Source organism: Myxococcus sp. MxC21-1, from assembly GCF_032612255.1.
GTDB classification, from domain to species: Bacteria; Myxococcota; Myxococcia; order Myxococcales; family Myxococcaceae; genus Myxococcus; species Myxococcus virescens.
Window position 1 is genome coordinate 1,641,506 of the sequence record NZ_CP123278.1, and the last position, 14,614, is coordinate 1,656,119.

Sequence of the window (14,614 nt, forward strand, 5' to 3'; positions counted from 1 at the left end):
GGGTCAGGGGCCATCAATAGATTCCCAGCCCTCATGGCCTCCAAAACCTCGAAGGTAGAGCCCCTCATCCGCAAGTGTGTCATCCCGGCAGCCGGCCTGGGCACGCGCTTCCTGCCGGCGACCAAGGCGGTTCCCAAGGAGATGCTGCCTATCGTCGATACGCCGACGCTCCAGTACATCGTGGAAGAGGCGGTATCCGCCGGCATCGAGGATGTCGTCCTCATCAACGGCCGCGGCAAGGGCGCCATCGAGGACCACTTCGACATCGGCTTCGAACTGGAGACGACGCTGCGTGCGCGCGGCAAGGAGGCCGAGGCCGACAAGCTGCGCGCCATCGCGGACCTCGTGCGCGTCGTCAGCATCCGTCAGAAGGAGCCCAAGGGACTGGGCCACGCGGTGCTGTGCGCCAAGAGCGTCATCGGCGACGAGCCCTTCGGCGTGCTGCTGGGTGACGACATGATTGACGCCGAGGAGCCGGGAATCCGCCAGCTCGCTCGCGTGTATCGCCAGTACAACCAGGCGGTCATCGCGCTCATGGAAGTGCCGGAGAGTGAGACGCACATGTACGGCATCGCCGCGGGCACGGACCTGGGTGATGGCGTCATGCGCATCGACCGCATCGTGGAGAAGCCGAAGAAGGGCACCGCGCCCTCCAACCTCGCCGTCATCGGCCGCTACGTGCTGCCGCCCGACATCTTCCCCATCCTGGAGAACCAGACGCCGGGTGTGGGCGGCGAAATCCAGCTCACCGATGGCCTGGCCACGCTCCAGCAGTCGAAGGGGCTGCTCGGCTACCGCTTCAAGGGTCAGCGCTATGACGCGGGCGACAAGGTGGGGTACCTGAAGGCCAACATCGCCTACGCGCTCAAGCGTCCGGACCTGCGTGCCGGGCTGCTCGAGTACATGCGTGAAGTCGTGAAGACGGAGAAGCCGTGAAGCGCACCGTTGCACTCCTCGCTGTCCTGGTCTCCTTCGCCGCGGCGGCCTACGTGCTGCCCGGCAGCTCCATCATCCGCCGCATGTCGGCGGAGCGCGCCGAGCTGAGGCTGTCCACGTTGCGCGTGGAAGGCTCCCTCAGCTTCGGAGGTCCGGCCGTCAAGGAGGCCGGCGCCGCGCTGGGGACGCCCACGGACCGCCCGGAGGTGCAGGGGGACGGCGTGCTGTCCATCCGCGTGCCCGGCCGCTGCCGCTTCGAGGCCTCCGTGCCCGACGGCAACGCCCAGTCCGCGGTGGTCCAGTCGGGTGGCCGCCGTCGCGTGCAGGGGACCGAGATTCCCTCCATGTCGGCGCTCGTCGCGCAGGTGTGCCCGCTGCTCGCCACGGGCAGCGGCAACGTGCAGGAGCTGAAGGAAGCGGTGATTCGCCACCTCCAGAACCTGGGCATCGAGACGGGGCGCACCGGACTGGCGCGCTTCGGCGGCGAGGTGGCCTACGTCATCGGCGACATGGCCGAGGGCCGCCCGCAGTTCTGGGTCTACAAGGACTCCTTCCGCCCGGCCCGGTTGCGTTACTCGGACGCGTCGGGGACGGCCTGGGACGTCCGCTTCCTGGACTACAACTCGCCCGCCACGGGGGAGTGGCTGCCCCGCACCATCGAGGTGTGGCGCGGCGGTCAGCGCAACCTGCGCTTCACCGCCTTGAAGGGGGACAACCGGGCCAGCCTGCCCGACTCGCTCTTCACCCTGTAGTCAATGCCGCCACTTTCCTGAATTCCTTGCGGCGCTGGCGGCGGCCATGAAGAGTCTGGCCCCGCCTGGCCGGGATTTTCCCCGGCCCGCCACGCAGAGGAATGTCCCATGAAGGTGTACGGCCTCCCGATGAGCACTGCCACGCGTTCGGTCCTCACCACCCTGGCGGAGAAGGGCCAGGAGGCGGAGCTCGTCCTCGTCGACCTCACGAAGGGGGAGCAGAAGAGTCCCGCGCACATGGAGCGCCACCCCTTCGGCGTCATCCCCGCCTTCGAAGACGATGACGGCTTCCGGCTCTACGAGTCGCGCGCCATCATCCGCTATCTGGACCGCAAGCTGCCGGGGCCCTCGCTGACGCCGTCCGACGTGCATGCGTACGCGCGCATGGAGCAGTTCATCAGCGTGGAGCAGTGTTACTTCTCGCCCTCCGCGATGAAGGTCATCTGGGAGCGCCTCTTCAAGAAGGTGATGGGCGGCGGCGCGCCGGACGAGGCGCGCATCAGCGAGGGCCTGCAGGGCGTCGAGCGCGTCTTCGGCATCATCGAGCCGGTGCTGGGCAAGCAGCAGTACCTGGCGGGAGACGGCTTCTCGCTCGCCGAGGTGACGTGGATGCCCTACATGGATTTCTTCGTCGCCGCGGGCGGCGCGGAGCTCGTCGGCAAGCACCCGAACGTGGCGGCCTGGTGGGAGCGCGTCCGGAGCCGTCCTTCGTGGAAGAAGGTCACCGGGGCCTGAGCCCGGAAGTGGCCTCCTGACACGCCGGGTTCCGTCCCATGGGCGGGACCCGGCGGGGAATGTCAGACCCTTCGCGCACTGTGGACCCCGGTAGCAGGACGGATGGGGCCGGGGTGGTGGTTGAAGGGAGTGACATGGAACAGCGACCCTTGTGGAGCGGGGCGGACGCGGCGCCCGCGAAGGCCCCCACGACGCGGGGTTCCAGGGCGGTGCGCACCTCCGGTGTGAATAGCCGCCGGGAACTGTCCGAGCCCGCCGCCGCCGCTACAGTGCGCGCCGAAGTGAGCACTCCCGTCCTGGCCTCCATCGCCGTTGGCCGCCCCGTCCGGGGCGAGTTCACCTACACCCTGCCGGACGAGCTGGCGGGCCGCCTGGAGCCGGGGCAGCGCGTGCTGGTGCCCTTCGGCCGGGGTACGGCGCTGGGCTTCTACCTGGGGCCCGCCTCCCCGCCGACTGGCGAGAAGGTGCGGCTCAAGGCCGTCCAGCGCGTGCTGGAGGACTCGCCGTCCTTGCCCAAGGACCTCATCGCGCTGCTGCGCTTCGCGGCCGTGCACTACCGCTATCCGCTGGGTGAGGTGATTCGCGGCGCGCTGCCGCCCGGCCTGTCGAAGGCCGTGGATGAGAAGGAAGCCAGGCCGGACGTGCAGCACTTCGCGGTGGCGCTCGTCAACGAGGTACCGCCGGAGCTGTCTCGTGCGCCCGCCCAGTCCGCCGCGCTCGCGTATCTGCTGGCCGTGGGAGGCAGCGCGCCGCTGGAAGAGGTCGCCCACGCGATTCCAGGCGCACGAGAGACGCTGAAGAAGCTGGCCACGCGCGGCTTCGCCCGGCTGGAGGAGAAGACGGTGGAGGCCAGCGTGAAGGAGGGCCTGATTCAGGGCCGTCCGGACCACCTCACGCCGGAGCAGGACGCGGCGGGCGTGGTGCTGCGCGCGGCCCTGGACGCGGCCACCTTCCAGCCCTTCCTCCTGCACGGCGTCACCGGTAGCGGGAAGACGGAGGTGTACCTGCGCGCGGCCGAGCATGCGCTGTCGCTGGGGAAGGGCAGCCTCATCCTGGTGCCGGAAATCGCGCTGACGCCGCAGCTGGTGGGCCGCTTCCGCAGCCGCTTCGGCGCGGAGGTGGCGGTGCTGCACTCGGCGCTGAAGGACCGGGAGCGGCTCTTCCACTGGCAGGCGCTGCGCCGCGGCGACGTGAAGATTGCCGTGGGCGTGCGCTCGGCGGTGTTCGCGCCGGTGGACAACCTGGGGCTCATCGTCGTGGACGAGGAGCACGACCCGTCCTTCAAGCAGGAGGAGAAGCTGCGCTACCAGGCGCGCGACCGGCCGTCGTGCGCGGCAAGCAGGCCGGCGCGGTGGTGGTGCTGGGCTCGGCCACGCCCGCGCTGGAGACGCTGGAGAACGTGAAGCGCGGGCGCTACCAGCTGCTGGAGTTGAAGCACCGCGTGGATGACCGGCCCATGCCCACCATCGAGCTGGTGGACCTGCGCGTGGAGCGTCCGCGCGAGGGCGTGGTGACGGAAGAGGCGCCCATCCTCAGTCCTCCGTTGCTGGAGGCGATGGCGGAGACGATTGGCCGCGGGCAGCAGGTCATCCTCTTCCTCAACCGCCGGGGCCACAGCACCGTCCTCCTGTGCGAGGTGTGCGGCCTGTCGCTCAAGTGCAGCGAGTGTGACGTGTGCCTCACGCACCACCGCTCGCAGAACCGGGTGGTGTGCCACTACTGCGGCCTGGCCATGCCGGTGCCGGAGCAGTGTCTGGAGTGCACGGGCCCCATGCTCAAGCTGGGCATCGGCACCGAGCGTGTGGAGGCGGAGGTGCTGGAGCGCATCCCCACCGCGCGCGTCGCCCGGTTGGACCGGGACTCGGCCAGCAGCGCCGAGCGTTTGACGGAGATGCTGGCCTCGTTCGCGCGCCGGGAACTGGATGTCCTGGTGGGCACGCAGATGGTGGCCAAGGGGCATGACTTTCCAGGCGTGACGCTGGTGTGTGTCGTGATGGCGGACACGTCCCTCTCCATCCCGGACTTCCGTGCCGCCGAGCGCACCTTCCATTTGCTCACCCAGGTGTCCGGCCGCGCGGGCCGGGGCAAGGACCCAGGCCGGGTGCTGGTGCAGACCTACAATCCGGACGCGGAGCCGGTGCGGCGCGTGCTGGCCCATGACTTCGACGGCTTCGCCAATCAAGAACTGGAGTGGCGCAAGGCGCTGGCCTACCCTCCCTATTCACGCATGGCCGCCGTCCGCCTGGAGGGGGAGCACCCCGAACAGACGGCCAGTGTGGCGCGCTCCCTGGGGAACCTCGTCTCCCGGCACATGCCCCCTGCGTCCGCCGGGGTCCGCATGCTGGGGCCGGCCCTGGCGCCCATCTCCCGCATCCGTGGCAAGACGCGCTGGCAGCTCCTCTTGAAGGGGCCAACGCATACGGCGCTCGCCCCGCTGCTCGCCCGGCTGGAAGCGGCCCTGGTCGATGTTCCTTCCACGGTGAAGGTCGTGATCGACGTGGATCCGGGGGCCATGCTGTAGACTCGGTGCCCCCCCATGGGCGCACCGGTCCTTCTCGTCCACGACGACATCGCCAATATCGCCGCCGTGCGGCGCCTGCTCACGCGTGAAGGGTACGAGGTCATCCTCGCCACCTCCGCCGCGGATGCCCTCATTGCGTACGGGCACCACCTGCCCGTGCTGCTCGTGCTCGCGCCCGGCGTGGAGAGTGGCCGGGGCCACCTCGTGCTGGAGGAGTTGCTCCAGCATCCGGATGGCAAGTCGGCCCGGGTGCTGCTCCTGGGCGAGTCCATCCCCGGCTTCAGCGCCCCCGTGGCCCAGTTGCCTCTGGAAGGGGCGGCCTTCGTCGAGCTGGTGGATTCGCTGGTCAAGGCCCCCGCGGATGCGGACGCCTGGCACGTGGTGGAGAACCGGGAGCTGCCTCCGTCGGGTGGAGGTGTCTCGGAGGCCACGGGGGCGGAGACGGAGTCCTGGCACGCGACCCCGCCACCCTCGGTGGCGGGCGACCCCGCGCTGGCGAATGCGCTCTTCGGGGATTTGGCGCCGCTGCACCAGACGGACTGGGAGCTGGCGGCGATGACGGACGCGGAGCGCTCCGCCCACGAGGCGGCGCAGCAACGCGAGCGTCAGAGCACGCGCGACCTGGACACCGCCATGGAGCGGGCGCACCTGGAGGTGGAAGCCCAGGCGATGGCCTCCATCGACTCGGCGCTGGCTCCGGACTCTGCGGATGGGTGGGGCGAGTCTTCGCAGGGGCAGGACTGGGGCTCGGCGGTGGACGGTGAGCCGGCCGGAGGCGACGCGCAGGGAGCGTCCGCGGGGCTTGAGGGAGAGGACGCCGCGCCGGCCGAGGATGCGCCGCCAGTGGGACAGCTGGCCTGGACGGAGGAGGCTGTTTCTCAGCCGTCGATGCGCACGGCGGCCCTGGCGCTTCGGTTGGGCGATGAGGGGTTCTTCGACGTCGACACGCCGGAGGCCCCGGCGGGGGATGCCCTCTCCGCGGCGGAGGCGGAGCTGGCCGCGATGCGCGGCGGGCCCTCCTTCGACTCCGTGAGCACGGAGGGTTCGCCCTGGACGGAGCTGCCTCCGGACCCCGAGATGGAGCACGCGGGGCGCGTGGGCTCAGGGGCGGATGGAGCGGGCGATGTATCCGGTGAGGCGCCGTCCACGGAGCCCGAGCAGGCGGTGGACGTCGAGCCGCAAGCGCCGTCATCGGAGACGGAAGACACGTGGGGCACGGAGGCGGCGCTCGGTGAACCCGCAAGCACGCCGGAGCCGGGACAGGCCGCTGAGGAGTCGGACGCGGCGGCGGTCTCCGCGTCCAACTGGGAGTTGCTGGAGGCGGAGCTGAAAGCCGCGTCAGCCCAGTCCCAGGATGACGAGGCGCCGCAGGCGTCGGGCGTGGGGGATGACTGGTTCGACGCGGAGTCCACCGAGACGCCGAAGGAGGAGCCTCGCAGCATCGGGGAGGATTGGTTCGACTCGGACGCGGAGGCTTCGAGCCCCGCGCCAGAGGCGCCGCCCGTCGTCGAGACGCCCGCCCCAGGCGCCGGAGGCTTCGCGGTCCCCGCGCTGATGGCGCAGTGGCAGGCCCAGCAGGAGGAGGCGGAGCGCCAGCTCGAGGAAGCTCACGCGCGTGTGAGCTCTGTCACCGAGGCGCTGGAGCGGGAAGCTGCGCTGCGCCGCGAACTCGAGCAGCAGGTCCAGGGGCTCCAGGAGCGGCTCGCGGCGGAAGAAGAGGAGCGCTCGCGGGAGTCCTTGCTGCGGGCGGAAGCCGAAGCGGCGCTGGAAGGGCTCCGTCACCAGGAGTCGCCTTCGTCCAGGGGCGCCGCCAGGGCGGCCCTGGCGGGCGACGCGCAGGAGACTGGCGACCTCGCGGCGCTGCGCGAGGAGTTGGAAGCGCAAGTCCGGCTCCGCGAGGAAGCGGAGACGCTCACCGCCGAGGTCGAGGCCCAGGTCCGCCGGTTCGAGGATGCCTGCGCGGAGGCGGAGCTGCGGGCCATCGATGCGGAGGCCCGCGCGGAGGCCGAGACGCAGGCCCGTGAGGCAGCGGAGCTTCGCGCCGCGGCGAGCACGCAGGCATTGCAGGCGCTCGAAGCGCGCCTGGAGTCGGAGGCCGCGGGGCGAGTCGTTTCGGAGGCCCGCGCCGAGTCGGAGTCCAAGGCGCGTCAGGCCGCGGAAAGCCGGGTCGAGTCCGCCGAGGACCTGACCGCGGTGTCGGAAGCGCGCATCGACGCGGAGGCCCGTGCCCGCGAGGCCGCGGAGGCCCGCGCCGAGGTGGAGGCCCAGGCGCGGCTCGAAGCGGACACGCGTGCGCAGAGCCTGTCGCGAGCCCTTGAGGAAGTAGAGGCACGCGCGGAGCTGGCGGCGCGTGCACAGGCGGAGGCAGAGGCTCGCGCGGAGCTGGCGGCGCGTGCGTTGGCGGAGGCGGAAGCCCAATCGGAACGGATTGCTCGGGCCCTGGCAGACGCCGAGGCGCGTGTGCAGGCGGAGCTCGGTGCGGGTGCCCGTGTGGAGTCCGTGGCCACGGCGCTGGCCGAGGCCGAGGCCCGAGCCGAGATTGAATCCGCGGCCCGCGTGGATGCCGAAGCACGGCTGGCGTCAGCGGCGGCGGCGCTTGCCGAGGCCTCCGCGCGAGCGGAGATTGAGGCCACGGCGCGCGCCGAAGCCGACGCCCGGTTGGAATCGGTCGCGACGGCTCTGGCTGAGGCGGATGCCCGAGCGGAGATTGAGTCCGCGGCTCGCGTGGACGCCGAGGCGCGTCTTGAGTTCATCGCCACGGCGCGTGCCGAGGCAGAAGCCCGAGCCGAGATTGAAGCCACGGCGCGTGCCGAGGCAGAAGCCCGGGCCGAGATTGAGGCAACGGCGCGCGTGGAAGCTGAAGCGCGTGCTGAATCCGAGGCGTTGGCTCGCCAGGAGGCGGAAGCCCGCATCACCTCCGAGTCTGATGCTCGCACCGGACAGGAAGCGGAGGCCCGCGCAAACGCAGAGGCCCGCGCGGAGAAGGCGGAAGCCCGGGCTCAGCAAGAAGCGGAGCTACGTGCAAACGCAGAGGCGCAGGCTGACCGCGAGGCTGCGGCCCGGGCGGAGGCCGAAGCCCGAGCGGAGCAAGACGCCGCTGCACGACTTGAGGCCGAAGCCCACGCTGAGCGCGCGACAGCTGCACTGAAAGAAGCCGAGGCTCGGGTTGAGAGTGCAGTAGCCGCATTGCAAGAAGCCGAGGCCCGGGGTGAGCGCGCAGTAGCCGCATTGCAAGAAGCCGAAGCCCGAGCTGAGCGCGCAGTAGCCGCATTGCACGAAGCCGAAGCCCGAGCTGAGCGCGCAGTAGCCGCATTGCACGAAGCCGAAGCCCGAGCTGAGAGCGCGGCTGCCGCATTGAAGGACGACGGGGCTCGAGCTGAGCTTTCGGCCGTCGCGCTGAAAGCCGCGGAGGCCCGAGCCGAGAGCGAAGCCGCCGCACGGCAAGCCGCGGAGGCCCGAGCCGAAAGCGAGGCCGTCGCGCGGCAAGCTGCGGAGGCCCGAGCCGAAAGCGAGGCCGTCGCGCGGCGCGAAGCCGAAGCCCGCGCGGAAACCGAGGCCGAGGCGCGAGCCGCAGCCGAGGCCCGCGCCGAAGCAGAGGTCGCCGCACGGTCCGAAATAGAGGCCCGCGCCGAGCGCGAGGCGAAGTTGCGTGCGGCAATCGAGGTCCGTGCGGAGAGCGAGGCGTCCTCGCGAACCGATGCGGACACGCGTGCTTCCCATGAGGCCGAGGCGCGAGCCGCCGCCGAGGCGCGTGCCGAGCACGAGGCCACGTTGCGCGCCGAAGCCGAGGTGCTAGCGAAGGCGGAGACCCAGGCTCGCGAGAAGGCGGAAGCACAGGCTACCGCGGAGGCGGAGCGCCGCGCGGAAGCCGAAGCCCGAGCCGAACGTGAAGCGCAGGCCCGCGCGGAAGCCGAAGCCCGCGCCGAGCGCGAAGCGCAGGCCCGTGCTGAAGCGGAAGCTCGCGCCGAGCAGGAGGCCCAGCAGCGCGCCGAAGCAGAAGCACAGGCCCGGCGAGAAGGAGAGTCCCTCGCCGCCGAGAAGGCACGTGCCCGTACGGAAGAAGAACACCGCGTCACCGCCGCCGCCCAGGCTGAATCCGAGTCGCAGGCACGGCGCGAAGCGGAAGCCCGCGCCGAAGCCGCCCTGAAGTCCGCCGAGGAGGCGGAGGCCCGAGCCGAAGCCGAGGCGAAGCGCCGTGCCGAGGCCGAAGCTCGCGTCCAGCAATCCGCCCAGGCCGAAGCCGAAGCGACCGCTCGCGCGAAGGCCGAAGGCCGCCACCGAACGGCCCTTGAAGTCCGCCTGGACGCGGAGGCAACGCAGCGCACGACGCTGGAGTCCCGGCTCGAAGAAGAGTCCCGCGCCCGCAGCGAGTCCGAGTCCCGGCTCCTCGCGGAGAACACCCGAATCTCCGAGGAGCTCGCCGAGCTCCGCCTGGAGCACCAGCAGGTCCGAGAAAACCTGGCGAAAGAGCGTGAAGCACGCGAGTCCCTCGAGCAATCCCTGGAGGCACTGCGCACCGAGTCCGCCGAACAGCGGGCCCGCTCCGAACGCGAGCGCCTGGAGCTGGAGGAGCGCGCGCTCCGAGACGCGGAGGAAGCCGCCGCCCAGGCCCGAGCATCCATGCTGCCCCTGGAAGCACCTCCCGGCAGACCCGAGCTGGCCGTGGCCCGCAGTGGCAGCGTCACCCAGGACGGCCTGACGAAGCTGGTGCTCCGGCTCTGCGAGGCCCGCATGGAGATGCGGTTGGAGCTGAAGGTGATGAACGCCCTGCGCGTCCTCTGGCTGCGGGACGGGGCGCTTGTGGGGGCCGTCTCCTCCGCGCAGGGGGAGTCGTTGGTCGACCGGGCCCGCGCGGACGGGCTCATCGACGCGCGGCAGGAAGGCGAGTTGCGGCTGGTGCGCAGCGCCACCACGGCCGCGCTGCTGGACGCACTGCGGGGCCGGGGCTACCTGCGGGAGTCCGAAGCCGTGCCCCTGGTCCAGCGCTACACCGAGCAGGTCTTCCTGGACGCACTGGCGGAGCCCTCGACGCTCTACCGCCTGGTGCCGGAGCCGGCGCCGCACGAGGTGGCGCTCGCCGCCGCCACGCGTCCGCCGCTGCACCTGTTGGCCGAGGCCCTGCGCAACACCCTCACCTCCGAATCCCTGCTGGAGGCCGCCGGGAGCCTGCGCGCGCGCGTCACCCGCGGCGACATCCACCGCCCCGGATGACTTCGGCCTGCCTTCGCGGGACCTCCAGCTCCTGTCCCAGGTGGACGGAGAGCACACGCTGGAGGCGCTGCTCCTGGGCGCGGGGCTGCCGCAGGACTCGGCCTTGAAGTCGCTCGCGGTGGCGCGGACGCTGGGGCTCGTCTCGCTGGAGCCCGCCACGGATGAAGACGCGGGCGACCTGCCGCCGGAGCTGGACGTCCGGCGCCTGGAAGCCAAGTTCGAGGAGATTCAAGACGCGGACTACTTCGCGGTGCTGGGGCTGGCCCGCTCGGCGGGGGAGGAGGTCAAACGCGCCTACGAGCTGCTGGCCGCCGAGTTCCACCCGCTGCGCTTCGCGGGGCATCCCGACCCGGCGCTCCAGCACCGTGCGCAGCAGATTCGCACCGTGCTCGCCGAGGCCGCCCAGGCCCTGGGAGACGACCGGCTGCGCGCGGAGTACGCCCGGAGCCTGCTCGACTGACGCCCGTCGGACGGACGGCCTCCCGGGAGTGCAGGGCGGCCCACCCGGAGCGGTTGCCCGTCCGCTCCGGTGAGATTAAGACGGCGTCCATGGTCCGTGAGATCCTCATCTGGCCCGACCCTGTCCTGAAGCAGAAGGCCAAGCCGGTGGCGAAGGTGGATGACTCCACCCGCACGCTGGTGAAGGACATGTTCGAAACGATGTACTCCGCTGAAGGCGTGGGCCTGGCCGCCCCGCAAATCGGCGTGCTCCAGCGCGTCATCGTGCTGGACACCACGCACAGCCAGCCGGAGCTGAAGCCCATTGCGATGATCAATCCGGAGATCATCGCCATGGAAGGCGACACGACCTACAACGAGGGTTGCCTGTCCATCCCTGGCGAGGCCGCGGATGTCGACCGGGCCGCCGTGGTCACCGTGAAGTTCCTGGACCCGGACGGTCAGGAGCAGACGCTGCGCTGTGACGGGCTGCTATCCATCGCGGTGCAGCACGAGACGGACCATCTCAACGGCACCGTCTTCGTGGACCACATCTCGTCCCTGAAGCGCGAGTTCATCCGCAAGCGGATGAAGCGCCTCAAGACTTCGCGCGAGCGCGAGGTGAGCGCGCCGGCGTCTCCGTAGCGCTGGCGTCCTTCTGGACCTTCACGCCCTTCTTCGGGCACAGGTCCGCGACGACGCAGCGCTCACACGCGGGCGAGCGGGCAAAGCAGGTCCGCCGCCCGTGCCACACCAGGAGCTGGTGGCCCAGGGCCCACCGCTCCGACGGCAGCACGGCCTGCATGTCGGCTTCCACCTTGTCCGGGTCCGCCTTCGTGGTGAACCCGAGCCGGAAGGCGAGCCGCTTCACGTGCGTGTCCACGGGGAAGGCCACGTCGCCTCCCAGGTGGATGCACACCACGCCCGCTGTCTTGCGGCCCACGCCTGGCAGCTTCTCCAGCGCGTCCCGCTTCAAGGGAACCTGCCCGGCGTGCTCCTGCACCAGCGACCGGGCGGCCGCGACGATGTTCTTCGCCTTGGCGCGGTACAAGCCGCAGGTGCGGATGAAGGGCTCCACGTCCGACGGTTCTGCTTCCGCATAGGCCTGGGCGTTGGAGAAGCGCTGGAAGAGGGCCGGCGTCACCATGTTGACGCGCTTGTCCGTGCACTGCGCGGAGAGGATGACGGCCACCAGCAGCTCCAGGGGCGTCCGATAGTCCAGCTCGATGCGGGCATCCGGCATGTCCGCGGCCAGGCGGTCCATCACCAGCAACGCGCGCTTTCGCTTCTCGGCGACTGTCTCACGTCCAGGCACGGCGCCGTTGTATGTCACACCGGCTGCGAGCCCAAGCACCGGTTGGACGCACCCATTCGGGGAGATTCATGAAGCGCATCGACTTCCGTTCCGACACCGTCACCCAGCCCACGGCCGCCATGCGGCGCGCCATCGCCGAAGCCGAAGTGGGGGATGATGTTTATGGCGAAGACCCCACCGTGCTCCGTCTGGAGGTACGGGTGGCTGAACGGCTCGGCTTGGAGGCCGCCGTCTTCGTGCCCTCGGGGACGCAGGCCAACCAACTGGCCATCGGCGCGCATTGCCGGGCGGGCGACGAGGTGCTCACCGAAGCAGGCAGCCACATCCTCCACTACGAAGGGGGCGCGGTGCCCGCCTTGTGGGGCGTGCAGCCGCAGCCGCTGCCAGGACAGCGCGGTCTGCTGTCGCCGGAGGACGTGAGCGCGGCCGTGCGCGAGGACAACATCCACAACCCGCGTACGCGCCTGCTGTCGCTGGAGAACACGCACAACCGGGGTGGTGGTTCGGTGTGGCCGGTGGAGCGCTTCCGAGCCGTCGTGGAGGCGGCGCGCAAGGCGGGGCTGGCCGTCCACCTGGATGGAGCCGGCTCTTCAACGCCGGTGTTGCCCTGGGCGTGCCGGTGTCCGCCTGGGCCGCGCTGACGGACACGACGTCCGTGTGTTTCTCGAAGGGCCTGGGCGCTCCGGTGGGCTCGGCCCTGGCGGGGCGCGCGGACGTCATTCGCGAGGCGCGCCGGCTGCGCAAGCGGCTGGGCGGTGGCATGCGGCAGGCAGGCATCCTGGCGGCGGCCGCGCTGCATGCACTGGAGCACCATGTCGAGCGGCTGGCGGACGACCATGCGAACGCCCGCAGGCTGGCCGCGGGGCTGGCGGAGCTGCCCGGCGTGAAGGTGGACGCCTCGCGGGTGGAGACCAACATGGTCTTCGCGGAGTTCTCCCGGTCCGCTCTGGAGATGGTGGCGCGACTGGAGCAGCACGGGGTCCTGACGAACCCCGCGGGTGCTCCTCGGACGCTGCGCCTCGTCACCCACCTGGATGTGTCCGCTGCCGACATTGATGAAGCCCTGCAGCGCATCCGCCGCGCCGTGGGTTGAGCACAGCCCTGGGTGAAACGCGCGTCAGTGGACAGCCCTGGACGCGCACACGGGGTGGGGAAGGAGCGCTCCGGACGGGCCATGGTAGGCTCGCACCGCCGTGCGCCGCCTCAGCGTTCTCGCCTTCGCTACAGCTTGTGCCTGCGCTACCCGTGGCGCGGAGCCGAAGATGAGTTTCGAGGAGCTCTACGCCACCTCGGCCTCGCAATCACGCGCGCCCGATGCAGCGCCCGCGCCCCTTCGAGTGCGACCGCCCGCGCCGGAGACGGCTCCGGAGCTGCATGCCGTGCTTGCCGCCTTCGCGTCGCGAGCACAGGACCTTCGTCAGCAGGTGGCGCGAGGCGGGACGATGCCCGCCGCCCAGGTGGAGAATTGGGAGCAGGTGACCTTCGCATTGGACGGCTTCCTGTCGCGTCCCGCGGCGCCGCGCGTCGGCTCGGGTGATTTGCTGCAGGCCCAGAGCGTCCTGGAGGCCGAGCTGGAGCGGGACGGCTTCACCTATGGCGACATGCCGGCCTCGCTGGCCGAGGCGGTGGTGCTGCGCGTGGGCCGACTGGCGGTGCGCACCGCCGAGCTGCGCCGCCTGGAGCAGCCGCCCGAGCCGGCCGAGGAGGCGCTTCCGCGCTTCTCCTGGCCGGTGGATCCGGTGTCCGTCACCAGCCTCTTCGGTTACCGCTGGCACCCCGTGACAGGCGTGCACCGGCGCCACCTGGGCGTCGACCGCCGCGACGCAGGGCCAGCCCATCTACACGGCGGACAAGGGCGTGGTGCTGCGCGCGGGCCACAATGGCGACCATGGCCTCCAGGTGGAGGTCCAGCATGAGGGGCGCTGGGTGACGCGCTACAGCCACCTGTCCCGCGTGCTGGTGGACCCCGGCGAGGTGCTGGAGCGAGGCAACGCCGTGGGGCTGGCCGGGGAGACAGGGCTGGCCACCGGCGTCCACCTCCACTTCGAGCTGTGGCGTGACGGTCGGCCCATGGACCCGCTGGAGGCGCTGGGGGACGCGGAGCCGCCTCCGGAGCCCGTGCCGTCGGTGGCCCGTGGGCCCGGAAGCCGCTAGCCCGCAATGCAACAGGGGCGCCCCCTTTCGGGTGGGCGCCCCTGAGCGAAATCCCTGGCGATGGCCTAGAGGGAGTTCTTCAGCTCCTTGGCGGGCCGGAAGCCGATCGTCTTCGACGCCTTGAGCTTCATCATCTCGTTGGTCTGGGGGTTGCGAATCTTGCGAGCCTTGCGCGACCGAACCGACCAGGTTCCAAAGCCGGGATAGCTGAAGCGGGCGTCTTTCTTCACCGCCTTACCGATATTGGTGAAGACGATGTCGAGGATCTGCGCCGCCGACTTCTTGGTGAGACGTGTCTGCGCCGCCACCACCTCGACGAGTTCTGCCTTGGTCATTACGCCCCTCCGTCCGTTGTCTGGCCTTGAAGTGCTTTAACCCGGCTGGTGGTAACAAATCGCTCTTTTCCCTGTCAATGCCGGCCGCGGTTTGGAGCCGGAAAATCGGCCTCCAGACGAAAAGTTGGCCCTCTGAAACACCGGGCGTAGGAAGAGCGTGGAGCGTCGCTTCCGATACATCATCGCGACCCATCGACGGTGAATTGGAAAAAAGCTG

Annotated in this window: 10 protein-coding genes and 2 pseudogenes; 10 read left to right on the forward strand and 2 right to left on the reverse strand. The window is 70.6% G+C overall.

Features of this window, described 5'->3' with window-relative positions:
* Positions 1-33 precede the first annotated feature (33 nt).
* The 7 genes and pseudogenes from galU (at position 34) to def (ending at position 11,238) form a co-directional block, all read left to right on the forward strand.
* Positions 34-936, forward strand: coding sequence for a UTP--glucose-1-phosphate uridylyltransferase GalU (gene galU, locus QEG98_RS07790; protein ID WP_316566267.1), 903 nt, complete (start codon positions 34-36; stop codon positions 934-936).
* Positions 933-1,688, forward strand: coding sequence for a hypothetical protein (locus tag QEG98_RS07795; protein WP_090484501.1), 756 nt, complete (start codon positions 933-935; stop codon positions 1,686-1,688). The genes galU and QEG98_RS07795 overlap by 4 nt, the downstream gene beginning before the upstream one ends.
* A gap of 108 nt (positions 1,689-1,796) precedes the next feature.
* A complete protein-coding gene (locus QEG98_RS07800; RefSeq protein WP_316566268.1) occupies positions 1,797-2,423 on the forward strand; it encodes a glutathione S-transferase family protein in 627 nt (208 codons plus the stop codon).
* A gap of 134 nt (positions 2,424-2,557) precedes the next feature.
* Positions 2,558-4,944 (forward strand): annotated as a pseudogene (gene priA, locus QEG98_RS07805) (primosomal protein N').
* Positions 4,945-4,959: 15 nt separating this feature from the next.
* Positions 4,960-10,155, forward strand: a complete 5,196-nt coding sequence (locus tag QEG98_RS07810; RefSeq protein WP_316566269.1) for a response regulator receiver protein — start codon at positions 4,960-4,962, stop codon at positions 10,153-10,155.
* A gap of 40 nt (positions 10,156-10,195) precedes the next feature.
* Positions 10,196-10,615, forward strand: coding sequence for a hypothetical protein (locus QEG98_RS07815; protein ID WP_316566270.1), 420 nt, complete (start codon positions 10,196-10,198; stop codon positions 10,613-10,615).
* Positions 10,616-10,704: 89 nt separating this feature from the next.
* A complete protein-coding gene (gene def / locus QEG98_RS07820) occupies positions 10,705-11,238 on the forward strand; it encodes a peptide deformylase (protein ID WP_090484493.1) in 534 nt (177 codons plus the stop codon).
* Here def and nth read toward each other — a convergent pair.
* Positions 11,192-11,947, reverse strand: coding sequence for an endonuclease III (gene nth, locus QEG98_RS07825; protein WP_141257836.1), 756 nt, complete (start codon positions 11,945-11,947; stop codon positions 11,192-11,194). The two genes, def and nth, sit on opposite strands and share 47 nt — an antisense overlap.
* 29 nt (positions 11,948-11,976) lie before the next feature.
* Here nth and ltaE point away from each other — a divergent pair.
* From ltaE to QEG98_RS07840, 3 genes and pseudogenes are all read left to right on the forward strand, one after another.
* A pseudogene (gene ltaE / locus QEG98_RS07830) lies at positions 11,977-13,001 on the forward strand (low-specificity L-threonine aldolase).
* A gap of 169 nt (positions 13,002-13,170) precedes the next feature.
* Complete coding sequence (locus QEG98_RS07835; protein WP_316566271.1) at positions 13,171-13,824, forward strand: hypothetical protein; 654 nt, start codon at positions 13,171-13,173, stop codon at positions 13,822-13,824.
* On the forward strand, positions 13,769-14,062 hold the full coding sequence (locus tag QEG98_RS07840) for a M23 family metallopeptidase (protein WP_316567847.1): 294 nt from the start codon (positions 13,769-13,771) through the stop codon (positions 14,060-14,062). Before QEG98_RS07835 ends, QEG98_RS07840 begins: the two co-directional genes overlap by 56 nt.
* Before the next feature lie 65 nt (positions 14,063-14,127).
* On the opposite strand, the gene QEG98_RS07845 is transcribed toward QEG98_RS07840, so the two are convergent.
* On the reverse strand, positions 14,128-14,397 hold the full coding sequence (locus QEG98_RS07845) for an HU family DNA-binding protein (protein WP_002635502.1): 270 nt from the start codon (positions 14,395-14,397) through the stop codon (positions 14,128-14,130).
* Positions 14,398-14,614 lie beyond the last annotated feature (217 nt).

Excerpts from the sequence above, each read along its gene's own strand:
- def (WP_090484493.1), top strand. The coding sequence starts at position 10,705 with ATGGTCCGTGAGATCCTCATCTGGCCCGACCCTGTCCTGAAGCAGAAG.
- QEG98_RS07800 (WP_316566268.1), top strand. The coding sequence starts at position 1,797 with ATGAAGGTGTACGGCCTCCCGATGAGCACTGCCACGCGTTCGGTCCTC.
- QEG98_RS07835 (WP_316566271.1), top strand. The coding sequence starts at position 13,171 with ATGAGTTTCGAGGAGCTCTACGCCACCTCGGCCTCGCAATCACGCGCG.
- QEG98_RS07845 (WP_002635502.1), bottom strand. The coding sequence starts at position 14,397 with ATGACCAAGGCAGAACTCGTCGAGGTGGTGGCGGCGCAGACACGTCTC.
- QEG98_RS07810 (WP_316566269.1), top strand. The coding sequence starts at position 4,960 with ATGGGCGCACCGGTCCTTCTCGTCCACGACGACATCGCCAATATCGCC.
- galU (WP_316566267.1), top strand. The coding sequence starts at position 34 with ATGGCCTCCAAAACCTCGAAGGTAGAGCCCCTCATCCGCAAGTGTGTC.